General features: G+C 71.9%; 19 protein-coding genes. 10 read left to right on the top strand and 9 right to left on the bottom strand.

The window, feature by feature from the left end; genetic code table 11:
• Positions 1 to 8: 8 nt before the first annotated feature.
• Both ACFYUV_RS24040 and ACFYUV_RS24035 read left to right on the top strand, forming a co-directional pair.
• A complete protein-coding gene (locus ACFYUV_RS24040) occupies positions 9 to 2,489 on the top strand; it encodes a glycoside hydrolase family 9 protein (protein ID WP_387671426.1) in 2,481 nt (826 codons plus the stop codon).
• Positions 2,490 to 2,565: 76 nt separating this feature from the next.
• Positions 2,566 to 4,158: a cellulase family glycosylhydrolase gene (locus ACFYUV_RS24035; protein ID WP_387671424.1), complete on the top strand. Its 1,593-nt coding sequence runs from the start codon at positions 2,566 to 2,568 to the stop codon at positions 4,156 to 4,158.
• A 133-nt stretch (positions 4,159 to 4,291) separates the two neighbouring features.
• Here the strand turns inward: ACFYUV_RS24035 and ACFYUV_RS24030 are convergent, their stop codons facing one another.
• From ACFYUV_RS24030 to ACFYUV_RS24010, 5 genes are all read right to left on the bottom strand, one after another.
• Entirely contained in the window at positions 4,292 to 4,813 is a 522-nt protein-coding gene (locus tag ACFYUV_RS24030) for a hypothetical protein (RefSeq protein WP_387671422.1), read from the bottom strand.
• Positions 4,810 to 5,883 carry a lytic polysaccharide monooxygenase gene (locus ACFYUV_RS24025; protein ID WP_387671420.1) on the bottom strand — a complete coding sequence of 358 codons (1,074 nt, stop codon included), beginning with the start codon at positions 5,881 to 5,883 and terminating at the stop codon, positions 4,810 to 4,812. The genes ACFYUV_RS24030 and ACFYUV_RS24025 overlap by 4 nt, the downstream gene beginning before the upstream one ends.
• Positions 5,884 to 6,051: 168 nt before the next feature.
• The gene (locus ACFYUV_RS24020) at positions 6,052 to 7,329 is read right to left on the bottom strand and encodes a serine/threonine-protein kinase (RefSeq protein ID WP_387671418.1); all 1,278 of its coding nucleotides are present in this window, start codon (positions 7,327 to 7,329) and stop codon (positions 6,052 to 6,054) included.
• The gene (locus ACFYUV_RS24015; protein WP_352358712.1) at positions 7,316 to 8,287 is read right to left on the bottom strand and encodes a LacI family DNA-binding transcriptional regulator; all 972 of its coding nucleotides are present in this window, start codon (positions 8,285 to 8,287) and stop codon (positions 7,316 to 7,318) included. The genes ACFYUV_RS24020 and ACFYUV_RS24015 overlap by 14 nt, the downstream gene beginning before the upstream one ends.
• Before the next feature lie 228 nt (positions 8,288 to 8,515).
• Positions 8,516 to 10,705 carry a transglycosylase domain-containing protein gene (locus ACFYUV_RS24010; RefSeq protein WP_387671415.1) on the bottom strand — a complete coding sequence of 730 codons (2,190 nt, stop codon included), beginning with the start codon at positions 10,703 to 10,705 and terminating at the stop codon, positions 8,516 to 8,518.
• Between the two features lie 204 nt (positions 10,706 to 10,909).
• Between ACFYUV_RS24010 and ACFYUV_RS24005 the strand changes: the two genes are divergently transcribed.
• The 4 genes from ACFYUV_RS24005 (at position 10,910) to ACFYUV_RS23990 (ending at position 15,008) form a co-directional block, all read left to right on the top strand.
• Positions 10,910 to 12,205, top strand: a complete 1,296-nt coding sequence (locus ACFYUV_RS24005) for a cytochrome P450 (RefSeq protein ID WP_387671414.1) — start codon at positions 10,910 to 10,912, stop codon at positions 12,203 to 12,205.
• Positions 12,206 to 12,311: 106 nt separating this feature from the next.
• Entirely contained in the window at positions 12,312 to 13,481 is a 1,170-nt protein-coding gene (locus tag ACFYUV_RS24000) for a hypothetical protein (RefSeq protein ID WP_387671412.1), read from the top strand.
• On the top strand, positions 13,478 to 14,476 hold the full coding sequence (locus ACFYUV_RS23995) for a hypothetical protein (protein WP_387671411.1): 999 nt from the start codon (positions 13,478 to 13,480) through the stop codon (positions 14,474 to 14,476). The genes ACFYUV_RS24000 and ACFYUV_RS23995 overlap by 4 nt, the downstream gene beginning before the upstream one ends.
• A gap of 121 nt (positions 14,477 to 14,597) precedes the next feature.
• Complete coding sequence (locus ACFYUV_RS23990) at positions 14,598 to 15,008, top strand: STAS domain-containing protein (RefSeq protein WP_387671409.1); 411 nt, start codon at positions 14,598 to 14,600, stop codon at positions 15,006 to 15,008.
• Here ACFYUV_RS23990 and ACFYUV_RS23985 read toward each other — a convergent pair.
• Positions 14,996 to 16,402: a dihydrolipoyl dehydrogenase family protein gene (locus ACFYUV_RS23985; RefSeq protein WP_387671407.1), complete on the bottom strand. Its 1,407-nt coding sequence runs from the start codon at positions 16,400 to 16,402 to the stop codon at positions 14,996 to 14,998. The two genes, ACFYUV_RS23990 and ACFYUV_RS23985, sit on opposite strands and share 13 nt — an antisense overlap.
• 165 nt (positions 16,403 to 16,567) lie before the next feature.
• On the opposite strand from ACFYUV_RS23985, the gene ACFYUV_RS23980 reads away from it, so the two are divergent.
• The 4 genes from ACFYUV_RS23980 (at position 16,568) to ACFYUV_RS23965 (ending at position 20,937) form a co-directional block, all read left to right on the top strand.
• Positions 16,568 to 17,950 (top strand): hypothetical protein, encoded by a 1,383-nt coding sequence (locus ACFYUV_RS23980; protein WP_387671405.1) that lies wholly within the window; start codon positions 16,568 to 16,570, stop codon positions 17,948 to 17,950.
• On the top strand, positions 17,947 to 19,041 hold the full coding sequence (locus ACFYUV_RS23975) for an exo-alpha-sialidase (RefSeq protein WP_387671404.1): 1,095 nt from the start codon (positions 17,947 to 17,949) through the stop codon (positions 19,039 to 19,041). Before ACFYUV_RS23980 ends, ACFYUV_RS23975 begins: the two co-directional genes overlap by 4 nt.
• A gap of 142 nt (positions 19,042 to 19,183) precedes the next feature.
• Positions 19,184 to 19,942, top strand: a complete 759-nt coding sequence (locus tag ACFYUV_RS23970; protein ID WP_387671402.1) for an IclR family transcriptional regulator — start codon at positions 19,184 to 19,186, stop codon at positions 19,940 to 19,942.
• Between the two features lie 164 nt (positions 19,943 to 20,106).
• Positions 20,107 to 20,937 (top strand): SMP-30/gluconolactonase/LRE family protein, encoded by an 831-nt coding sequence (locus tag ACFYUV_RS23965; RefSeq protein WP_387671401.1) that lies wholly within the window; start codon positions 20,107 to 20,109, stop codon positions 20,935 to 20,937.
• Here ACFYUV_RS23965 and ACFYUV_RS23960 read toward each other — a convergent pair.
• The 3 genes from ACFYUV_RS23960 to ACFYUV_RS23950 are packed head-to-tail and all read right to left on the bottom strand — an operon-like array spanning position 20,927 to position 23,945.
• A complete protein-coding gene (locus ACFYUV_RS23960; RefSeq protein WP_387671399.1) occupies positions 20,927 to 21,742 on the bottom strand; it encodes a carbohydrate ABC transporter permease in 816 nt (271 codons plus the stop codon). The two genes, ACFYUV_RS23965 and ACFYUV_RS23960, sit on opposite strands and share 11 nt — an antisense overlap.
• On the bottom strand, positions 21,739 to 22,659 hold the full coding sequence (locus tag ACFYUV_RS23955; protein WP_387671397.1) for a carbohydrate ABC transporter permease: 921 nt from the start codon (positions 22,657 to 22,659) through the stop codon (positions 21,739 to 21,741). Before ACFYUV_RS23955 ends, ACFYUV_RS23960 begins: the two co-directional genes overlap by 4 nt.
• On the bottom strand, positions 22,656 to 23,945 hold the full coding sequence (locus ACFYUV_RS23950) for an ABC transporter substrate-binding protein (protein WP_387671395.1): 1,290 nt from the start codon (positions 23,943 to 23,945) through the stop codon (positions 22,656 to 22,658). Before ACFYUV_RS23950 ends, ACFYUV_RS23955 begins: the two co-directional genes overlap by 4 nt.
• Positions 23,946 to 24,067: the final 122 nt, after the last annotated feature.

Raw genomic sequence — 24,067 nt, 5'->3', positions numbered from 1 at the left:
AGGCGGCGATGATCGCCGCGGCGTCGCTGGTCCTGCCCCTGCTCGCAGGGGTGGGGCCGGTGGCCCACGCGGCCGCGCCCGCCTTCTCCTACGGTGAGGCGCTGCAGAAGTCGCTGTGGTTCTACGAGGCCCAGCAGTCGGGCGACCTGCCCGCCTGGAACCGCGTCTCCTGGCGCGGCGACTCGGGCCTGAACGACGGCAAGGACGCCGGGCTGGACCTGACCGGAGGCTGGTACGACGCGGGCGACCACGTCAAGTTCGGCTTCCCGATGGCCTTCTCGGCCACGATGCTGGCCTGGGGCGGCGTGGAGTACCGCGACGCCTACGCGGGCTCCGGCCAGCTCACCCACCTGCTGAACAACCTGAGGTTCGTCAACGACTACTTCGTCAAGGCCCACCCGTCGGCCGACGTGCTGTACGGGCAGGTCGGCAACGGCGGCACCGACCACGCCTGGTGGGGCCCGGCCGAGGCCATGCAGATGAACCGGCCCGCCTACAAGATCGACGCGTCCTGCGGCGGTTCGGACCTGGCGGGGGAGACGGCGGCGGCGATGGCGGCCTCGTCGATCGTCTTCCGTCCGACCGATCCGGCGTATGCCGACAAGCTGGTGACGCACGCCAAGCAGCTGTACTCCTTCGCCGACACGGTCAGGAAGAAGTACAGCGACTGCATCAGCGACGCCCAGGGCTACTACAACTCCTGGAGCGGCTACAACGACGAGCTGGTCTGGGGGGCGATCTGGCTCTACCGGGCCACGAACGACGCCGCCTACCTGGCCAAGGCCGAGGCCGGTTACGACAACCTGGGCAACGAACCGCAGACCACGACGAAGTCGTACAAGTGGACGATCGCCTGGGACGACAAGTCGTACGGCGCGTACGTGCTGCTGCACAAGCTCACCGGCAAGCAGAAGTACCTGGACGACGCCGACCGCTGGCTCGACTGGTGGACGGTCGGCGTCAACGGCTCCAAGGTCAGGTACTCGCCGGGCGGCCAGGCCGTGCTGGACCGGTGGGGGTCGCTGCGGTACGCGGCCAACACCTCGTTCGTCGCGCTCGTGCACAGCGACTCGATCACCGACCCGGCGCGCAAGGCCCGCTACCACGACTTCGCGGTCCGGCAGATCAACTACGCGCTCGGCGACAACCCGCGCAACTCCTCGTACCTGATCGGGTTCGGGGCCAACCCGCCGAAGAACCCGCACCACCGCACGGCGCACGGCTCGTGGACCGACCAGATCACCAACCCGGTCAACAGCCGCCACACGCTGTACGGCGCGCTGGTCGGCGGCCCGCCCGACCCCGACGACGTCTACGCCGACAAACGCGACGACTACGTCATGAACGAGGTCGCGACCGACTACAACGCCGGCTTCACCAGCGCCCTGGCCCGGCTCTACAAGGAGTACGGAGGAGCGCCCGCGGCGAACTTCCCGCCCGCCGAGACCCCGGACGGCCCGGAGATCTTCGTCGAGGCCGGCGTGAACGCCTCCGGCACGAACTTCACTGAGATCAAGGCCATCGTGCGCAACCAGTCGGCCTGGCCCGCCCGGGTCCTGTCGGACGGCTCGTTCCGCTACTACTTCACCCTCGACGGCTCGACGACCGCCTCGCAGATCAGCGTGTCGTCGGCCTACACGCAGTGCAAGGCCCCCACGCTCGGCTCGGCCGGCGGGAGCGTGCTCTACGTGAACATCGACTGCTCGGGGCAGGCCATCGCCCCGGCCGGGCAGTCGCAGCACCGCAGGGAGGTGCAGTTCAGGATCACCAGCGCGGGCGCCTGGAACCCGGCCGACGACTGGTCGTACCAGGGCATCCCGGCCACGCCGGGCGCGACGCCGGTGCAGACGAAGAACATCACCCTCTACAGCGGCGCCACCAAGATCTGGGGTGAGCCCCCGGGTCCGGAGGAGCAGGACACGACAGCGCCCAGCAAGCCGGGCAGGCCCGCGGTCTCCGCGATCACGGGCACGGCGGCGAAGCTGAGCTGGACGGCCTCCACGGACAACGTGGGCGTGACCGGTTACGACGTCTACCTGGGGTCCGCCAAGGCGGGCACGGCCACCGGCACCTCCTTCGACCTCAGCGGGCTCACCCCTGCCACGGCCTACGCCGTCCACGTGGTGGCCAGGGACGCGGCGGGCAACAGCTCGACGCCGTCCGACGGCACGTCGTTCACGACCGCCGACCCGCCCCAGGGCGGCTGCGCGGCCACGTTCAAGGTCACCAACTCCTGGGGCGGCGCGTACCAGGCCGAGGTGACCGTCAAGAACGCCGGCTCCGCGGCCATCACGGGCTGGACGGCCGCCTGGACGTCCGCGAACCAGATCACCCAGCTCTGGGGCGGAAAGCTCACCCAGACCGGCTCGTCCGTGTCCGTCAGGAACGAGGCGTGGAACGGCGGGCTCGCCGCCGGCGCCACGACCACGTTCGGCTTCATCGCCAACGGCACCCCGTCCACCCCCGACCTCACCTGCACCCCCGCCTGAGCCCGCCGACCCCGCCCTCGCCCCGGCCGCCGAGCAGGGGCGGGGGCGGATCCACCGGCTCAGGGAAAGGCAGCACATGCGATCACTGTTCACCGCGCCGGCGCTCGCCGCCGCGCTCGTGGCCGCCTCCTTGATCGTGCCGGGCACCGCGGCGCGGGCCGCCACCGGCATCCACGTGAGCGGCACGAAGATCCTGGAGGGCAACGGCCAGGAGTTCGTGATGCGCGGCACCAGCCACGCCCACACCTGGTACCCGGCCCAGACCAAGGCGTTCGCCGACATCAGGTCGCTGAAGGCCAACACCGTGCGCGTCGTGCTCAGCGGCGGCCGGTGGAGCGCCAACTCCGCCTCCGACGTGGCCGGCGTGGTCTCCCTGTGCAAGCAGAACAAGCTCATCTGCGTGCTGGAGGACCACGACACCACCGGGTACGGCGAGCAGAGCGGCGCGTACACGCTCGACCAGGCCGCCGACTACTGGATCAGCGTCAAGAGCGCCCTGGCCGGACAGGAGGACTACGTCGTCGTCAACATCGGCAACGAGCCGATCGGCAACAACGCCACCACGCCCGGCTGGGCCGAGGCCACCAAGGCCGCGATCGCCAAGCTGCGCGCCAACGGCATCCACCACGCGCTGATGGTGGACGCCCCCGCCTGGGGCCAGGACTGGCAGAACGTCATGCGGGACAACGCCGCGGCCGTCCTCGCCGCCGACCCCGACAAGAACACGATCTTCTCGGTGCACATGTACGGCGTCTACGACACCGCCGCCGAGATCACGTCGTACCTGGACGCGTTCCGGACGGCCGGGCTGCCGCTGGTCATCGGCGAGTTCGGGTTCAACCACTCCGACGGCGACCCCGACGAGGACACGATCATGGCCCAGGCCGTGAGCCGCGGCCTCGGCTACCTGGGCTGGTCGTGGAGCGGCAACGGCGGCGGCGTCGAGTACCTCGACCAGGTCACCGGCTTCGACGTCACCCGGCTCACCTCGTGGGGGCAGCGGCTGTTCAACGGCCCCAACGGCATCGCCGCCACGGCCAGGCAGGCGTCCGTCTACGGCGGCGGCACCACCGACCCGACCCCGCCGAGCGCCCCCGGCACCCCGGCGGCCTCGAACGTCACCTCGTCCGGCGCCACCCTGACCTGGCCGGCCGCCACCGACGACGTGGGCGTGACCGGCTACGACGTCTACACCTCGGCCGGCGTCCCGCTCGGGGCGACGGCCACCACCTCGATCACCCTGACCGGCCTGTCGCCCTCGACCGCCTACCAGGTGCACGTCAAGGCCAGGGACGCGGCGGGCAACCAGTCGGCCGCCTCGCCCACGGCCTCCTTCACCACCCTGGCCGGGGGCGGCGACGGCGGCTGCACGGCCGTGGGGACCGTCCAGAGCCAGTGGGGCAACGGGTACGTCCTGCAGCCCGTCACGGTGACCAACACCGGCACGACCGCCAGGAACGGCTGGACGGTGACGTTCACGCTGCCCGCGGGCCACACCGTGACCGGCTTCTGGAACGCCGCGGTGACGGTCAGCGGGCGGACCGTGACCGCGCGGAACCTGAGCTACAACGGCACGCTCGCGCCCGGCGCCGCCACCGGTTTCGGGATCCAGGCCGGTCGTCCGGACGGCGACTCGTCCGTTCCGTCCGGCTACACCTGCGCCGGCTAGAGAAGAAGGAGGTGAGGCCCATCAACTGATCCTGCCCGCGACACCATCCCGCCCGGATGGGACGGACGCGGCCGGCGAACCCCCAGCCGGCCGCGTCCGTTTGCACCACCCACGGCTCGGCCTTGCCCGGCGGTCAGCGGGGGTCCTGGGCGTGGGAGAAGCGTTCGCGGGCCGCGTCGATGGCGGCCTCGTCCGAGAAGTCGGCGAACGCCTCGTCGTGGTAGCGCGCGGGGATCAGCGCCCGGACCCGCTCCGGATATCCGGGCCCGGCGGCAGGCACCTCGACCTGCGGCGGCACGCCCAGGCGGACGGCGATGGGCCCCGAGGCCCGGACGGACATCGCCCAGTCACGGCTCTCGCCGACGATCGCGCACAGGTGCCGGGCGTAGACCCAGCGCACCTCGGCCAGGCCGGTGGCGTCCGGCGGGTCCGTGCCGAACGGCTCCACCGCGCACACCACCCGAGCCTCGAACCCGTGCCCGTGGTCGTGGTGCTCCTCGGGCGTGGCCCGTTCGAGGATCAGCGTCACCTGGGCGGCGAGCTCCTGGTCGAGCCGCGCCGACTCCTGGTGGGCGGCGAACAGCGTCGCCCCGGCCAGCGCCAGGCCGGCCAGGGCGACGCCTGCCGCGATCTTCCCGCGACGTGGTCCGGTCACGGGCTCGTGCAGGTCAGCGCGGGTGCGGGGCTCGGGATCGAGCCGGTGGCGTTGAAGCCGAACGTGGTGGACGCGTTCGGCGCGAGCTGACCGTTGTAGGAGGCGTTCTTGACGGAGACGTTCGGCGGCTGGGCGGACAGCACGCCGTTCCAGGGCGCGCCGTCGAAGCCCTGGCCGCCGGAGTAGGTCCACTTGACCGTCCAGCCGTTCAGTGACGTCGTGCCGGTGTTCCTCACCGTCACCTCGCCCTGGAAGTGACCGGCCCAGCCGGTGTCGGTGGCCTTCCAGGTGGCGGTGCAGCCGCCGGGGGGCGGGGTCACCGTCGGGGTGACCGTCGGGGTGGACGTGGGCGTGCCCGAAGGCGTGCCGCCGCCGGGGCCGACGCCGGTGACCTGGCCGTTGCCGCCGTCGAAGACGACGTCGGAGCAGCTGTAGAAGTTCTCGTTGCTGTCGGAGCGGATCCAGTGGGTGTAGATGATGTGCCGCCCGGTCTTGCCGGAGGGGAGCTGGGCGTTCCAGTAGTAGTAGTTGAGCCCGCCGGGGCCGCCGCTGGCGGGCGGGTTGGTGACGCTGCCGAACGACTCCAGGTCCGACCACTTGAGCGGGCCGTCGGGGTTCCAGCCGTTCTTGGTGACGTAGTAGACGAAGGTGCCGGGGTGCTGGGCCCAGTTGCTGTGCCGCATCTGGATGCTCGCGCCCGAGGTCAGGTGGGTCAGCGGCCAGTCGGAGCGGACGGCGTTGTAGGCGGTGAAGTCGTAGGGGCCGCCGGTGCCGCCGCTGCAGAGCTGGCCGTCGGGGATGAAGCCGCTGGTGCGCCCGGCGCCGTCGGAACGCAGCACGGCGAACCAGTTGTAGAGCGGGGTCGCGCCGCTCTGGGCGACGGCCGCCGCGCAGGCCGGGTTGTAGGACTGGATCTGGCCGTTCTCGCGCAGGCCGTCCTGCCAGCACAGGAAGGTCCTGGCGCCGGGGAACATGGACACGCCGTGGGCCTGCGCCTGCGGCGGCGCGATCAGGACGGTGGCCAGCAGGACCAGGGCGGCGGTGAGCGCCGCCGTTCGAAAGTGTTTCATGGAGATTCCTTCGTGCAGGGGAACACAGGAACGCCCACGATCAGCCCGCCCGGCCAGCGCATTGAACCATGGGCGGCGCCGTCCCGACAACGCCGGGTGAAACTTTCAGCCGATCTTGGTCAGCGCATGATCCGGCGGGCGCGAGGGGCGCCGATCCCGGCGTGCTCCTCAGCCGGGTTCCATGGCCCGGTCGAGCACCTTGAGCCTGGCCTCCAGCTCCGCCCGGCAGGCGGGGGCCAGGCGGCCCTCCCTGGCCCGGTCGGCGACCTTGCGCCGCACCTCGGCCGTGCCGGTGACCGCGGGGCCGCGGACCAGCGAGTCGAGCACCTGCTTGAGGTCGAGCACCACGTCCGCGTCGGTCGCGTCGCACGGTTCGCCGTCTTCGAGCGTGTCGTGGAAGCCGTCCACGGCCTGCTCGACGGTGACCGGCCCGGCCGGTGAGCTCCGCAACGCCCGGGAGGCCGACGCCGCGGCGGACGGCGTGACGGACGGCGTGACGGACGGCGTGACGGACGGCGTGACCTGCGGCGACAGCACCGGCTCCGGGTCGGACCGCTGGAACCACAGCAGCACGGTGAGCGCCAGCAGCGCCGACCCGGCCACCGTCAGCCCGCGCCGCACCTGCCGGGCGATCCCGGCCGTGCCGAGCGCCGAGGTCAGCGCGGCGACGATCTCCTCGGCCGTGGGCCGCTCCTCGGGCAGGTGCGCCAGGCAGCTCTGGCAGAGCGCGGCGACGCCGTGCGGCACGCCGGTCACCCGGGGCGGGGGATCGGTCCGGCGCGCCGCCTCGATCTCCTCCCACGTCGTCTCCGGGTACGGGGTGCGCCCGGTGAGCATGGCGAACAGCAGCACGCCCAGGGCGTACACGTCCACGGCCGGGTGGGTGGGGGCGCCGAGGAGGCGTTCGGGGGCGACGTAGGGCGGGGTGCCGCGGTCGTCGTCGGGGTCGCCGGCCCAGGCCGCGATGCCGAAGTCGAGCAGCTTGGGGCCGTCGGCGGTGAGCAGCACGTTCTCGGCGGTGACGTCCCGGTGGACCAGGCCGCGGGCGTGCCCGGCCATCAGCACGCGGGTCAGCCGCAGGGCGATGGCCGCCGCCTCGGTCCACGGCAGCGGCCCCTCGGCGATGCGCTCGGCCAGGGGGGTGCCGTCGAGCAGGGGCATCACCACGTACGCGGCCACGCCGCCCTTCGCGGTGACGGTCTCGCCGTAGTCGTAGATCTCGATCGAGTCCCGGTGGATGAACCGCGCCGCGGCACGGGCCTCGCTGCGCACCCGCACGCGTTCGCCGTGGTCGGTGTGCAGCGAGGCGGTCAGCACCTTGACCGCGACCAGCCGCTGCAACGACTGGTCGAAGGCACGCCAGATGACCGACATGCCGCCGTGGGCCAGCGGGTCCAGCAGCAGGTACCGCCGGGCCAGCACGTCCCCCGGCTCAAGCTGACTCACGGATGACCAGTTCCGTGGGGAGGACGGGGTCGATCCCCGTCGCCCCGGTCAGGAGCAGGCGGGTGGCGACCGTGGCGAGCTCCTCGACGGGCTGGCGGATGGTGGTCAGCGCCGGGACGGTGTGCCGGGCCACGGGGGCGTCGTCGAAGCCGATCACGGCGACGTCCGCGGGCACCTTGCGGCCGGCCCGGCGCAGGGCCTGGATCGCGCCGGCCGCCATCAGGTCGGAGGCGACGAAGACGGCGTCGAGGCCCGGCGCGTGGCGTAACAGCCACTGCATGGCGTGCGTGCCCGAGGCCGCGGTGAAGTCGCCGTAGGCCACGGGGACGTCGGGCGCGCCGGCCGACTGCAGGGTGCGGACGAGCCCTTCGAGCCGGTCGCGGGCGGCGGGCAGGGAGGGCGGGCCGCCGATGGCCGCCACGTTCCTGCGGCCCTGTAACAGCAGGTGCTCGGCCGCCTGCCGGCCGCCGTCGAGGTTGTCCACGTCGGCGTAGGGCAGCTTGAGGTCGTGGGGCGGCCGGCCGATGTTGCGGACCGGGATGCCGGCGGTGGACAGCTTGATGGCCAGCGGATGGCGTTCGCGCGCGCCGACGATGAGGACGGCGCCCGACAGCGCGGGCAGCGTGGAGGAGGTGGGCGTCACGGTCGTCACCATGAGGTGGGTGCCGTGCTCGGCGATCACCGCTCCGGCGGCGGACAGGAGCCTGGCGTAGTAGGGCTCGGAGAACAGGCGGGGGAGATGGTCGCAGATCACCGCCGTGACGCCGTCGGTCAGCGTCTTGGCGGCGCTGCCCCTGGGCGCGCGTTGTCGGACGTAGCCCATGCGGGAGACGGCGTCGTAGACTTGCCGGCGGGTCGAGGTACTGACCCGCACCGAGCCCGTGAGGACTCGAGATGCGGTCGCGGGGGAAACCCCTGCAGCGGCCGCCACCTGTGCCAGTGTGGGCTGCTCGGTCATGGAGCACCTCGCGGAAAGATCCTGGGAGCGCTCCCACGTTACCAATGTTTCGCCGCTGTTAATAGGGCCTTTGCAGGGGGTGCGCCCAGGTGTGCGGACGCCCGCCGAATCTGCTCAGGTGGGGGCGGTGGTCACCGCCGGAGGTTTTCCCGCCGCAGGTCGATCACGACATATTGACCATCCGTTAGGGGTATCCGGGACGCGCCGGATACCCCTGGACGTCCGTCTCTAGCGCCTGCCGCGGCCGCGGCCGTGACCGTTGCCGTCGCCGTTCTGGTAACCCTGGCCGGGGCCGAAGTCGCCGTCGGGGTTGACGTCGGTGAGGCCCTGGTCCCCGTTGTCGTCGGGCTCCTGCCTGCGGGGGGCGCAGCCCTGGCCGCAGCCGCCGAAGCGGGAGGAGTCGACCGGGGTGAAGGCCGTCGGCGGGGTGCCCTTGAGCGCGGCCTTCATGGTGGCGTTCCAGATCGGGCCGGGGATGGAGGCGCCGAAGACCGAGGAGTAGTACCGGCCGCCGATGGTGATGCCGTTCAGCTTGTGGGTCGTCGAGCCGCGCGGGTCGCCGATGCTGACCGCGCCGGCCAGGTCGGGGGTGAACCCGGCGAACCAGGCGGTGGCCTGGTCGTCGGTGGTGCCGGTCTTGCCCGCCGCCGGACGGCCGATGCCGCCGACCGCGCGCATCGTGCCCTTGGTGAAGACGCCGGACAGGATGTTCGCCGCCGCGTCGGCGACCTCGGGGTCGAACGCCTGCGTGCACTTGGGCTTGTACTCGGTCACCTTGCCGTTGCGGTCGGTGATCTGGGTGATGGCCGTCGGCGGGCAGTACTTGCCGCGCGCGCCGATCGCCGCGTAGGCCGTGGCCACGGTCACCGGGTCCATCTCGTTGATGCCGAGCGTGAACGTCTCGAACTCCTGGAGCTTGCCGCCGTCGGAGCGCTTGATGCCGAGCGACTTGGCGGTCTCGACCACCTTGCAGAGGCCGACCTTCTGCTCCAGCGTCATGAAGAACGTGTTCACCGAGCCCCAGGTGCCGGTGGCCAGCGACTTGAAGCCGCCGCCGCCCTCGTCGTTGGTGACGGTGTGGCTCGGGTCGCCGACGTTCTGGCCCTTGCAGTTCTTGAACGCCCAGTAGTTGGGGGCGGTGTAGCCGCTGCCCACGTTGAAGCCGTCGTTGATCTTCATGCCCTGCTTGAGCGCGGTGAGCAGGGTGAACGTCTTGAACGTCGAGCCGGCCTGGAAGCCGACGCCGCCGCCGTGCACCGCGTCGGCCACCACGTTGTACGACATCTCGTGCTTGCGCCTGGAGTTGCCGTACTTGCGGCTGGCGGCCATGGCCTTGATCTCGCCCGTGCCCGGCTTGACCAGGGCCTCGGAGGCGACCGGGTTGTCGGAGGCGTAGACGTGCTTCTTGATGGCCTCCTCGGCGGCCTCCTGCATCTTCGGGTCGATCGTGGTCTTGATCTCCAGGCCGCCCCGGTTGAGGAACTGGGTGCGGGCCTTCTTGGTCTTGCCGAAGGCCGGGTTGCTCAGGATCTCGTTCCGCACGTACATGCAGAAGTACGGGTACTGGCTGGCGCCGCAGCCGCCGGGCAGCGGGGTGCCCTTGTAGCCGAGCTTCTTGGCCCTGGCCTCCTCGTGCTGCTCAGGCGTGATCTTCTTGAGCTCCAGCATGCGGTCGAGCACCACGTTGCGCCGGTTGAGCAGTTGCGCGCGCGACTCCTTGCCCAGGTTGGGGTCGGTCCGGTTGGGGTCCTGGACCGCGCCGGCCAGCGTGGCCGCCTGGGGGAGCGTCAGCTCGGCCGCCGACACGCCGAAGAACCGCTTGGCCGCCGCCTCGACGCCGTACGCGCCGGCGCCGAAGTAGGCGATGTTGAGGTACTTGCCGAGGATCTCGTTCTTGCTGTACTTCTCCTCGACCGCCATCGCGTAGCGCAGCTCCTTGAGCTTGCGGGCGTAGCTGGCTTCGAGGGCCGCGTTCTTCTCCTTCTCGGTGGTGGCCGAGTTGAGCAGCACCTGCTTGACGTACTGCTGGGTGATGGAGGAGCCACCCTGGGCGATGCCGCCCCTGCTGAGGTTCTTGGCGAGGGCGCGCACGGTGCCCTCGATGTCGATCGCGCCGTGCTCGTAGAAGCGGTAGTCCTCGATGGAGATGATGGCCGTCTTCATGATGTCGGCCACCTCGTCGAGCGAGACGTTCTCGCGGTACTCCTCGTAGAACTGGGCGATCTGGTTGCCCTTGGCGTCGAGGACCGTCGTCTTCTCGGCGAGCGGCGGTTCTTTGAGGTCTTCCGGTTTGATGTTCAGTTCCTCGGACGCCGAGACGAACATCGCTCCGGTGCCGCCGACCGCCGGCAACGCGATGGCCGCGGCCACCACTCCCGCGGCCATCGCAGCCCCGGTCAGGCGCACGATGCTCGACATTCGGGAACCCATGCGGAAAAACCTCCCCATCTCGGCTTTTGGGTGCATCCTAAACCCGCCCATGACCTGCTCTCTGTAAAAAGACGAAGCGCGCGCCGGCGGTGGATGCTTCTACCCCGGGTGAGACGCCGAAGCACGGGATTTGGTTCGCCGGGTTTCCCGTCGAATTCGTTTCCTGTGGGTCTGCGGGGATAGGGCGTGGTCATGACTTCTCACCGAGTGTTGCCACGCGAGCGGGCGCGGGTCCGTGAGCCGGTCACCGCTCCCCGCCGGAGGCCGGTCCTGGACGACACCCTGACGCTGCTGCTCGACCCGTACCGCTTCATCGGCGACCGGGCGCGGCGGCTCGGCTCCGACGTCTTCGAGACGCGGCTGCTGCTCCAGCCGACCATCTGCATGACCGGCGCGCAGGCCGCCGAGGTCTTCTACGACCCCGAGCTGTTCGTCCGGGACGGCGCCGCGCCCCGGCGGCTCCAGGCGACGCTGTTCGGCAGGAACGGCGTGCAGGCCCTCGACGGCGAGACCCACCGGGCGCGCAAGGCCATGTTCATGTCGCTGATGGGCCGGGAGGGCCGCGACCGGCTGGCGGAGCTGGCCGGCCGGCGCTGGCGCGAGCGCATCCGCGCCTGGCAGGGCATGCCGCGGGTCGTCCTGTACGAGGAGGTCAGCAGGCTGCTGTGCCAGACGGTCTGCGACTGGACGGGCGTGCCGCTGCCGCCCGCGCGGGTGCCCGAGGTCACCGCCACCCTCCAGGCGGCCATCGAGGGCGCGGGCGGGCTCGGCCCCCGCTACCTGCGCGGCCGGTACGCCCGGATCAAGGGCGACCTGTGGCTGTCCGGCCTGATCCGCTTCGCCCGCGACGACCCCGGCCGCTTCGCCGGCACGGTGACCGGTCTGATCGCGGGCTACCGCGACCCCGACGGCACCCTGCTCCCGGCCAGGACCGCGGCCGTCGAGCTGCACAACGTGCTGCGGCCCACGGTGGCGGTGGCCAGGTTCGTGACGTTCGCGGCCATGGCACTGCACGCCCACCCGGAGTACTACGAGCGCGTCCGCGAGGGCGACGAGCAGTTCGTCGAGCACTTCGTCCAGGAGGTACGCCGGTTCTATCCGTTCTTCCCGTTCGTCGCCGCCAAGGTGGCCAAGCCCTTCACCTGGAACGGCGAGCACTTCCCGCAGGGCCGGCGGGCACTGCTCGACCTGTACGGCACCGACCACGACCCGCGCCTGTGGGACCGCCCAGGCGAGTTCCGCCCGGAACGGTTCGCCGAATGGGACGGCGGCGAGTACGACTTCGTCCCCCAGGGCGGCGGTGACCACTACGAAGGGCACCGGTGCCCCGGCGAGTGGATCACCGTGGACCTGATGAAGCTGGCGGTGACCGCGCTGACCCGCTGGATGACCTACGGCGTGCCGGCCCAGGACCTGCGCATGCCGTCGTGGCGCGCTCCGGCCGTCCCCAACAGCCGTTTCGTCATCGACCAGGTCGAGGCCGTCTGAGATTCGGGCAGCGCCCGGCAAAGAAGCGTGTTGTCGCGCGGGTGCGCGCGCGAGGGTCTGGCAACGTTCACCGGGGCGATTCTTCCTGGCCTTGGTGGAGGGTTTCATGCGTCGTGTCGTGGACGACGAGGAGCAGGTCGATCAACTGGTCTCGGCCGCCAGGGCGTACTGGGGGGACAGCGCGGGCGACACGGGTTGCGTGGTGGCCGAGGCGTTCGACGAGGACGTCCGGGCGGTCGTGCGCACCGTCATGGTCGCCAAGGCCGTGTGCGGGCTGCTGTCGGCCCGGCTGGTCGTGCTCACCGACCCGCGGTGGCGGCCGCTGGCCGAGGCGTTCGGGGCCGCCGCCGATCTCGGGCCGCCCGACGCGCTGGTCACCAGCCGGATCGATCCCGGCGTGCGCACCGACATCCCGGTCGTGCACGTGCACGGCACCGGGTCGTTGCAGGCGTACGCGCTCTTCCCGGGTGAGACGCCCGTCTCCTTCGGCGAGGAGTTGCCCGGCCGGATCGCGGAGTTCTTCGAGCGCCAGATCTGGCCCAACAGGGAGGCGATCCGGCCGAGCGCCGAGCGTACGGCCTGGCGGGCCAAGGAGGGCTACCAGGTCCGCACCGACACCGAACGCCGCCAGCTCCGCCTCTACGGCTGCTCCCGGCTGCGCCTGGACCCGGGCCGGCCCACCGTCACGGTGTTCGGGCACATGCCGGGCCGCGACACCGAGCTGTTCGAGGAGGCCGAGCGGTACGCGGCCGGCGAGGAGTCGGCCAACTGGCTGTTCCTCGACCGCCTGCGCTCCGGCCTGCTGTCGCCGAACATCCTGTGGAGCATGACCGACGTCGCCGTCACGTTCGGCGGCAGCGACCTGCCCGCCTTCGGCGTCCCCGTCATCCAGGCCGGCTGGTCGGAGGGCGCCGCCTGCGGGGCCACCCACCTCGCGCGCACGCCGGAGGAGCTGCGCGACCGGCTCGGCGAGGCCGTCGCCGTGCACGGCAAGGCGGAGACGATCCTCGGCCCGGAGCAGCGCGAGCGCGCCCGCCTGTGGTTGTGGCTGCGCCGCTGCGGCGCCGACGTGCCGACCCAGGTCCTGCCGCGCTGGGAGCTCGGCCCCGACTACCCGCGGGCCCTGGCGGTCGCCCTGCGGCACGCCGAGCCCGACGGCGACCCGCTCTTCGAGGCGGTGCGCCGCATGTGGGAGCGCCGCGACCCCGTGCTCACCCGATTCGACCTCCAGGACCTGGCCAAGACCACACTGACCCCCGCGAGGAGCGCCCGATGACCGGAACAGGACCCATCACAGAGCTCGACCCGGTGATCCTGCCCGCGATCCCGCCCGTGCACGTGACCAGCGGGCGGTTCCCCGCGCTCCAGGTGATCGACCGGCTGCACCGCGGCAGCCAGATCGTGGGCAGGTTCGAGACGTCCGGGCTGGTCGGCTTCAAGGTGTCCGCGCAGGGACGGCCGCTGCGGGTGCAGATGTCGCTGTCCATGGACGAGCGGTCGGTCAGCGGCTGGCACACCGGCAGGACGGGCCCCGACTTCACGACGCCCCGGTGCGTCCAGATCCGTTCCCAGGGCCGCCTGCGCCAGTGCGTGCTGCTGCGCGGCCGCAACCCGCACGCCCGCGTGGCCTTCGACCTGACCCCCGAGGAGATCCCGGACGACGGGCTGATCTGCGTCGAGGCCCTGGACGTCATGGAGGGCGACGGCGTCTGCGACGAGGTGCGCACGTTCCTGTCCGGCCGCGTCCAGGAGGACGGGGCGGCCGGGCTGCGGCTGAACAAGATCGTGTTCGAGGAGCCGCCCGAGGTCGACTACGACCCCGACACGCTCGACGGCTCCCGCTGCGAGCTGTCCTCGCTGATCAGCGGCGGCGGCCTGGCCAACGTCAACCGGCAGGGCATGCGCGTCCTGCGGTCGGGCATGTTCGTGGTCAACCCGGTGCTGCGCGACACGTTCGGGGCCAGCGGGCGGATCACGCTCCGGCTGGGCACGAAGGCGGAGGCGGCCAGCATGATCCCGGCGACCTGGCGGCGGGTCAACAGCGAGCTGCGCTGGCTGCGGCACGCCACCAGGAAGCTCCTCGGCACGGCGGCCCCCACGGTGGAGCGCGTCTACAGCCTCAGGGACGGCGTGGCCGGGCCCTTCGGGCAGACCGTCCACGGGAACGTCACCGAGCTCGTCCTGCCGAGCCCGACGGTCTCGCCGTTCCTCGTGGTGATCGAGCGGGTGCCGGGCGTCCTGCCGACGCTGGAGTCGGGCACCTCGGACTAGCGGGAGCTCCGGTTCCCTCGACCCGCGTGACCTGCGAGACCCGCCGTTTCGGCGGGAAAACTGGTGATCAGTTGTGATAACGCCACTCTGCGGGCAGTTGTCATGGGTGGGCGGGAACGGTTTGAGCATCGAGACGATCCGGCATCAGCAGTGCACGGTCATGCGCGCCACGGGCGAGCTCGACCACGCGGGACGGGTCAGGTTCAGCGCCCACATCAACGCGGTGTGGGACTGGTCGCCCGGACCCGTCCTCGTCTTCGACCTGGCCGACCTGGTCTTCTACGACTCCTCCGCCATCGGCGTGCTGGCCACGGCGATCCAGCGGATGGAGGCGGAGCCGGGCGGCCGGATCATCGTGGTCAGCCCGTCCGACCACCTGCTGTCGGTGCTGCGGCTGACGGACCTGCTCTCCCACGTCGAGCTGCGCGGCAGCGTCGAGGAGACCGTGGCGGAGCTGACGGTGGGCGCCGTCCCGCCGCCCGTCCCCCCGACCTGGTCCGGGGGGACGTCGGACGTCGCCTACAACCCGTAGGTCTCCAGCAGCCGCAGCCAGATCTCGCTCACGGTCGGGAACGACGGCACGGCGTGCCAGAGCCGGTCGAGCGGCACCTCGCCGGTGACCGCGATCGTGGCGGCGTGCAGCAGCTCGCCGACGCCGGGACCGGCGAAGGTGACGCCGAGCAGCACCTTCCTGTCCTCGTCCACCACGGCCTTGGCGCGGCCCCGGTAGCCGTCGCCCAGCAGGTACGCGCCCGAGACCGAGCCGAGGTCGTACTCGACCGCGCGCACCCGGAAGCCGGCCTTCCTGGCCTCGGCCTCCGTACGGCCGACCGCGCAGACCTGCGGGTCGGTGAAGACCACCTGCGGCGCGCCGAAGCCGCCGGCGAGGTCGCGCATGGCGGGCAGGTCGTCGCCGTGCGCCCGCGCCGCGATCACGTCGCCGCAGATCCTGGCCTGGTACTTGCCCATGTGGGTGAGCAGCGCGCGGCCGTTGACGTCGCCGACGGCGTAGAGCCAGCCGCCCGGCACGCCGGTGGCCCGCATGCTGTCGTCGACCTCGACGGGCGCGTCGTCGGGCAGGCCGACCGTGTCCAGCCCGATCCCACGGGTGGCGACCTTGCGGCCGGTGGCCACCAGCAGCTCGTCGGCCTCCAGCGGCGGCCCCTCCGACAGGTGCACGGTCACCTTGCCGCCCGGCTCGGGCCGCTCGACCCTGACCACGTCGGTGTGCAGGCGCACGTCGATGCCCGCCTCGCCGAACGACCGGGCCACCAGCTCGCCCGCGAACGGCTCGACCCGGCCGAGCAGCCCGCCGCCGCGCACCAGCACGGTCGTCTGCCGCGCGCCCAGCCCGTGCATGGCCTGCGCCATTTCACAGGCGACCACGCCGCCGCCGATCACCACCAGGCGTTCGGGCACCTTCGTCGCGGCGGTGACCTCGTGGCTGGTCCACGGCTTCGCCTCGGCCATGCCCGGCACCGGGGGGACCGCCGCCGTGCTGCCGGTGGCCAGCACGACCGCCTGGCGGGCCGTGAGCACCCGCTCGCCGCCGTCGGGGGTCGTGACGACCACCCGCCGCTCGCCGTCGAGCCGCCCCCTGCCGCGGACGAACTCCGCCGGCACGCCCTCGACCCAGCTCACCTGCCCGGAGTCGTCGTAGCGTGAGACCGCCTCGTCGCGCCGGGCGAGCACCGCGGCCACGTCGATCGGCCCCAGCGAGAGCCCGGGCACCCGGGACACCTCGCCGGCCAGGTCGATCGGGCGCAGCAGCGCCTTGCTCGGGATGCACGCCCAGTAGGAGCACTCGCCGCCGGCCAGCCGCTCCTCGACGATCGCGGCGCTCAACCCGCCGCGCACCGCCCGCGCGACGACGTTCTCGCCCGCCGGACCGGCCCCGATCACGATGACGTCGAACTCCTCAGCCACGCTGCCTCCCCATTACTCGTCCTCGATTCGCACTCTTTCATGCCCTGCCCGCGCCACCCGAGGTGGCCACGGGCGTGAACCCTTTCGGCCCGCGACGGAGAGACCGGGTAGATGCCCGCGCCGTCCGGGGGAGCCCGCTCGGCACTCCCATGAAGGAGCTTCCCCATGCCGGCGCCGTCTCCTGTGTTCGTGCTGCCCGGAAACGCCCTGGGGCGGCATCGGGCGCTGCTGGTCGCGCTGGTGCCCGCCGTCGCGCTGCGGCTGCTCGCGATGGCGGGGTACCGGCCCGCGCTGTGGTTCTGGGCGGACTCCTTCTCCTATCTGGAGGCCGCGGCCGACCTCGTGCCCGGGACGTTCCGGCCGCTCGGGTACTCGCTCTTCCTGGCCGCGCTCGGGCCCGGGAAGAGCCTGGCGCTGGTGGCCGCCGTGCAGCACGCGTCCGGGCCGGCGCTCGCCGTGGCCGTCTACGCCCTGCTGCGGCGGCGCGGCCTGCCCGGCTGGGGCGCGACGGCCGCCGTCGCGCCGCTGCTGTACGACGAGTTCCTGATCCTGCTGGAACACATGATCATGGCGGACGCGCTGTTCACCGTGCTGGTCACGGCCGGGATCCTGGCGCTGTCGGACCGGCTCACCCCGGCCACGGCGGCCGCCGGCGGCGTGCTGCTCGGCCTGGCCGCCGTCACCCGCACGATCGGGGTGGCCGTCCTCGTGGTGGCCGCCGCCTGCCTGCTGCTGCGCCGTCCCGGGCCGCGCGCGCTGCTCTGCCTGGTCCTGGCGGGGGCGGCGCCGCTGCTCGGGTACGCCTCCTGGATGTGGGCCACCAGCGGCACCTTCGGCCTGACCAAGGCCGACGGCCTGTTCCTGTGGGCCCGCACGACGACCTTCGCCGACTGCTCGGTCATCAGGCCGGAGCCCGAGCTGGCCCCCCTCTGCCCGCGGACGCCGGTGGCCGGGCGGCCCTCTCCCGCCCACTGGATGTGGGGGCCCACCCTGGCCGCCGTCCCCGGCGACCGGAACGCGCTGGCCGGGCGCTTCGCCCGCGCGGCCGTCCTCGCCCAGCCCGGCGACTACCTGGCCGCCGTCGGGCGCGACCTGCGGTGGCTGCTGCGCTGGGAGCGCACCACGGCCAGGAAGGCGTCCGACAGGAAGATCAATCCGTACTGGTTCCCCTACGAGGAGCGCCCGCTGCGCGCGTCCGTACGGCGGATCGCCGGGGCGTACGAGGGCGGGCCGGCGGACACGCGGATCGTCGAGCCCTACGCGGGCTGGCTGCGGGCCTACCAGCGCTTCGGCTACCTGCCGTACCCGGTGCTCCTTGCGCTGCTCGGCGGCGCGCTCGCGGTGGCGGCCGTACGGCGGCGGCCGGACGCGCTGCTGCCCGGCGTGGCCGCCGCCGTGCTGGTCGTGGCGCCGTCCTTCCTGAGCGGGTACGACGTGCGGTACGTCGTACCGGCTCTCCCGCTGGCCTGCCTGGCCGCCGGGCTGGCATCGGGACGTCCGCCGGAGGCCGGGAGACGTTCACCTGCGGGGCCTAGCGTTCGCGCATGACTCCTTACCCCACGTCGGTGGTGTACCGGGCGGCGACCGAGGGTTATCACACCTTCCGCATCCCGGCGGTCGTGGTGACCGGGGCCGGGACGCTCCTCGCCTTCGCCGAGGGGCGGCGCGGGTCCGCCGGCGACTCGGGGCACATCGACCTGGTGCTCAGGCGGTCGGCCGACGGCGGGCTGACGTGGGGTCCCCTTCAGGTGGTCGCCACCGAACCGCGCCGCGGCACCGTGGGCAACCCCGCGCCCGTGGTGCTGGACGACGGCCGGATCCTGCTCGTCACGGTCCGGCAGGGCCCGTCGGCGACGGAGGAGAAGATCAGGCGAGGCCAGGTGCAGGCGGCGGCAGGGCGGCGGGTGTTCGTCCAGGTCAGCGCGGACGACGGGATCACCTGGCCGGCCCCGCGCGAGATCACCGCCCAGGTCAGGCGCCCCGAGTGGCGCTGGTACGCCACCGGCCCCGGGCACGCCGTCCGGCTCCGGAGCGGGCGCGTCGTGGTGCCGGGCAACCACTCCCTGCCCCCGTCCGGCTCGGACGACGGCACCGAGGGCCGCTACAACGGCGGCCACGCGCTGCTCAGCGACGACGGCGGCCGTACCTGGCGCATCGGCTACGTGGACGACAACCCCGACGGCTACGTCAACGTCAACGAGACCACCGCGACAGAGCTGCCCGACGGCCGCCTCTACCTCAACGCCAGGACGGACTCCGCGGCGCCGGGCACCCGCGCCGACGCCTGCTCCTCCGACGGCGGGCAGCGGCTCGACCTGCCCTTCCGCCCGCAGGCCGGGCTGGCGGGGCCGGTGGTGGAGGGCAGCGTGCTGTGGTGCGAGCCGCCCGGCGTGCTGCTGTTCTCCGGCCCGGCCGCGCCCGACGCGCGGGCCCTGATGACGGTACGGGCGAGCACCGACGCCGGGGTCACCTGGCATTCCGTGCACACCGTGTCGGGCCTGCCCGCCGCCTACTCCGACCTGGTCAGGGTGGACGGTGACACGGTGGGGCTGCTGTTCGAGACCGGCGACTTCGGGCCGTACGAGAGCATCGTCTTCCGGCGCGTCCCGGTCGCCGAGCTCGACCCCCGCCGGGCGTAGCCGCCCGTCCCTTTCCCGCAGCTCTGTGCTGACACAGGGCTGTGCTGACTACGCTGAGACAACCACTGTGCGACCGCGTGTGCGGAAAGTTCCGTATTACGCGCTAGCATTCCGATCAGCGGAACAGGCGAGGGAGAGTTCAGTGGCTGAGACCCAGTCCCCTGTGGGGAGCGTCGATCGTGCCCTGCTGATCCTGCAGGAGATCGGGAGACACAGCAGGGGAGTGACGCTCGACGAGCTGGCCACCAGGCTGCGGCTGCCGAAGAGCTCGCTGCACCGCCTGCTCGGGGCGTTGAAGCACCGGGGCTTCGCGGCCCAGCCGGAGCCGAGCGGGCCGTACTTCCTCGGCACCGAGATGCTGGCCACGGCCTTCCGGTTCTACGAGACGATGGACCTGCGCACGCTCGTCCGGCCGCTGCTGCTGCGGCTGAGCGAGGAGTTCTCCGAGACCGTGCACATGGCCATGCTCGACGGCGGCGAGGTCGTCTACCTGGACAAGGTCGAGGCGGTGCGGTCGATCACCATGACCTCGGTGGTCGGCGGGCGCAACGCGGCCCACTGCACGGGCGTGGGCAAGGCGCTGCTGGCCTGGACGTACCCGACGGACGAGTCGGTCAAGGCGTGGGCCGAACGCCACGGGCCGCTGGCCGCCAGGACCAGGAACACGATCACGAACCCCGCCAAGCTGGCCACCCACCTCGACCAGGTCAGGCAGCAGGGGTACGCGCTCGACCTGGAGGAGAACGAGCCGGGGGTGCGGTGCGTGGCGGCGCCGGTCTTCCTGGGCAAGACCGCGCCGGTGGCGGCGGTGAGCGTGACCGCGATCAAGGACCGCATGTCGGTCGCCCGCCTCGAAGAGGTCGGCCTCGGCCTCCGCCGCGCCATCTCCGCCCAGGTCTGACCCCCCACCCACAAGCCCCCCGCCCCCTGCCGCGCTGACCCCAGCCGCCGCATCGGGCGGTGGCGCCGGCTCCTTCCCCCCTCTCCCCAAAGGGACCTCGACCGGCTACGGTCGGACAGAACGCGGAACAGCATTCCGTATCACGGACCAGAAGGGCGCAAGGCATGAAGCTGGAGCAGGTCCCCGTCCCCCGTGCCGCCCTCGCGGAGGGCCCGAGGTGGGACGCCGCCACGGGCACCCTGCTGTGGGTCGACATCCCCGCCGGTCACGTGCACCGGCTCGACCCGGCCGGCGACGAGCGGGAGACCATCGAGCTGGGCCAGCCGGTCGGCGTCGCCGTGCCGCACGCCTCCGGCGGCCTCATGCTGGCACTCAGGGACGGCTTCGCCCGCCACGCGGACGGCCGCACCGACCTGGTCGCCCGGCCGCCCGAGCCCGAGGGCAACCGGATGAACGACGGCGCCTGCGACCGCGCGGGCCGCTTCTTCGCCGGCACCAAGGCCGAGGACGACACCCCCGCCGCGGGCTCCCTCTACCGCCTGGCCCAGGACCGTACGTGCGACAAGGTGCTGGACGGCGTCACGATCTCGAACGGCGTCGGCTGGAGCCCCGACGAGCGCCTGATGTACTACGTGGACACCGCGACCGACCGGATCGACGTCTTCGACTACGACCCGGCGACCGGCACGCTCGACGGCCGCCGGGAGTTTGCCGCACTCCCGAGCCCCGACGGCCTGACCGTGGACGCCGCCGGCCACGTGTGGGTCGCGCTGTGGGGCGGCGCGGCGGTCGTGCGGCTGCGGCCGGACGGGCGTACAAACCTCACCGTGGACGTCCCCGCGACCAACGTGACGAGCTGCGCCTTCGGCGGCCCCGACCTCAACGTGCTGTACGTGACCACCGCCTGGGACGGCGGCGCCGGCGGGGAGCTGTGGCGCTGCCGCACCCCCCACACCGGCCTGCCCGCCAACCCCTACCGCGGCCTCACCCCTTGACCGCCCCGGTCAGCGCCTGCACGAACCGGCGCTGGCCGAACAGGAACACGGCCAGCACCGGCAGCGTGGTCAGCACCGTGCCCGCCATGATCGCGGGCCAGTCGGCCCGGTGCTGGCCCTGGAACGTGGTCAGCCCGGCCTGCACGGTGTAGTTCGCCTCGGAGTTGATCACCACCAGCGGCCAGAAGAGGTCGTTCCAGGCCGTGATGAACGTGATCACGGCGAGCGCCGCCAGCGCCGGCTTGGCGACCGGCAGCACCACCCGGAAGAACAGCGCGACCCGCGAGCACCCGTCGATCCGCGCCGCCTCCTCCAGCTCCCTCGGGAAGGACTGGAAGAACGACGTCATCAGATAGATCCCGACCGACGAGCTGAGCTGCGGGATGACCAGCGCCCCGAGCGTGTCCACCAGCCCGGCCCGGCTGAACATCAGGAACGTCGGGATCACGGTGAGCTGGAACGGGATCAGCGCGGTCGCGATGATCAGGACCAGCGTCAGCCGGGAGCCGATGAACCGGATCCGGGCGAAGGCGTACCCGGCCATGCTGCAGAGCACGACCTGGGCCGCCACGATGGCGCTCGACACCAGCACGCTGTTGAGGAACCAGCGGGGGAACTCGGAGCGCTCCATGACCGTGCGGTAGCCGCCGAGGTCGATGCCCTCCGGCAGGATCGGCGGCGGGAACCTGTTCAGCTCGGCCTGCGTCATGACCGAGCTGAGCACCAGCCACACGAACGGCAGCAGCGTCACCACCGACATCGGCGCGAGCACCAGGTGCCACTTGCTGGGCAGGCGTCGCCTCATCGCACGGCCCCTCTCCGCCGCGCGACCACCAGGCCCGCGACGATCAGCAGCAGCGTCCCGGCGAACAGCGTGTACGCCACGGCCGCGCCGTACCCGGCGGCCGAGTAGCGGAAGGCGAGCTGCCAGACGTAGTAGACGATGGTCACGGTCGCGCTGGCCGGGCCGCCCTGGGTGGTGGTCATGACGAGGTCGAAGAACTGCAGCGCGTCGATCACGCCCCAGACCGCGAGGAAGACCGTGATCGGCCGTACGGACGGGACGATGATGTGCCGGAACGTGGCCCACCGCCCCGCGCCGTCGATGGAGGCCGCCTCCAGCACCGCCTTGTCGATCTCCTGGATGGCGGCCAGGTAGATCACCACCGCGAAGCCGAACCGGGTCCAGAAGAAGATCAGCGTGAGCACGTACATGGCCTGTGACGGGCTGCTCAGGAAGCCCTGGAGCGGCAGGCCGAGCCGGCCGAGCACACCGTTCATCAGGCCGAAGTCGCGGTCGAAGATGTAGCCCATGAGCAGGCCGGCCGAGGTGGCCGAGGCCACGTACGGAACCAGGAAGGCGGTCCGGTAGAAGCCGATCCCGCGCACCTTCCTGTTCAGCAGCACCGCCACCGCCAGGCCGAAGACCAGCGAGGCGGGGATGTAGAGCACCAGCAGCAGCCCGGTGTTGCGCACCGCCTGGAAGAACACCGGGTCCTGGAACAGCGCCCGGTAGTTGTCCAGGCCGACGTTCTCGGGCGTCTTCATCAGGTCGGAGTCGGTGAACGACAGCGCCAGCGCCCACGCCATCGGCACCAGCGCGAACCCGAGGATGATCAGCGTGGCGGGGCCCGCGAACGACCAGCCCGCGACGTGGTCGCCGAGCCCGCGGGTCTTCCTGGCGTGCCGGGCGGCGGGCGCGCCGACGGCGGCGCTGCTCATGAACCCGGCACCGCCAGCACCGCGTCGGACCTGGCCGCGGCCTCGTCCAGGGCGGTCTTGGCGTCGGCCTTGCCCAGCAGCGCCTGCGCGATGGCCTCGGCGACGAAGGACGACACGCGGGGGTACTTGGTGGTGGGCGGCCGGACCCGCTTGGCGTTGGCCAGGTTCTCGGAGATCACCTCGATGCCCGGATATTTCTTCAGATAGTCCTGGTAACCGGACAGCTTGGTGATCGACTCCCTGATGGGCAGCGAGCCCGTGTCGCTCATCCACACGAGCTGCTGCTCCGCGGCCGTCAGCCAGCTCAGGAACGTGGTCGCCGCCTTGACGCGGCGCTCGTCGTGCTCGAACACCACCCAGTTGTCCGGGCCGGAGACGGTCTCGTGGTTGCCGTTGGTGCCGGGCAGCCGCGCGACGCCGTAGTCGACCTTGGCCGCCTGGAGGTCGGGCAGGACCCAGGGGCCGGACAGGAACATGGCCAGCCGTCCGGACTCGAACAGCTTCTGGCCCTTCTCGGCCGGGCTGGAGTCGAGATAGACCGACTTGTCGTCCACGGCCATGCTCCGGACCAGGCCGAGCGCCTGCTGCCCGGCCGCGGAGTTGAACGCCGACTTCTTGTGGTCGGGGGTGAGGATGTCGCCGCCCGCCTGCCACAGCAGCGGCCAGAGCCCCCAGACGGCCTCCTCGCCGCCGCTGATCGCCCAGGTCGTGCCGAAGACGCCCTTCTGCGCGTCGGTGGTCTTCCTGGCGATGTCGCGGAAGTCGTCCCAGGTCCAATCGGGGCCGGGGGCCTTGACGCCCGCCTTGGCCAGCAGCTTCTTGTTGTAGAGGACCACCATGTTGTCCACGACGGCGGGGAAGCCGATGACCTTGCCCTGGACGGTGACCGCCTCGCGCTCGTTGGCCCAGAAGTCGTCCCAGCCGACGGCCGGGTCCTTGACCAGGGAGGTGAGGTCGGCGGTCTTGGGGTTCCTGGCCACGTTGGGGGCCCAGGAGCCGTACAGGTAGGCGATGTCGGGGTAGGCGTCCGAGGTGAGCGCGGCAGTGATCTTGGGTAGCATGCCGTCTGCGGTCGCGCCGCCGGACTCGGTGCTGACCTTGACGTCGGGGTGACTCTGGTTGAACCGGGCGACCAGTTTCTCGATCGACTTCGCCGAGGCGTCCTCTTGGCCGTGCCAGATGGTGATCTCGACCGGGCCGTCCGCCCGTTCCTGTCCGCCGCCGCCGCCGCAGCTCGCCGCGGCCAGAGCCAGGGCGACGACGGCCAGCGTCGTACGGGGCCTCATCGGGCGGTCTCGCGGATGTGGTGAATGAGTCGTGCCATGGGGTTCCCTCCACAGAGCACGGCGGGCGTGGCGGCCCGCTGCGTGCGGCGAGTATAGTCACGCATCCACGATGCAGACTAGAG

The organism is Nonomuraea sp. NPDC003560 (assembly GCF_042878785.1).
Taxonomy (GTDB): Bacteria; Actinomycetota; Actinomycetes; order Streptosporangiales; family Streptosporangiaceae; genus Nonomuraea.
The sequence above is the reverse complement of the archived record's forward strand: the minus strand, read 5'-3'. Positions and strand labels throughout refer to the sequence as shown.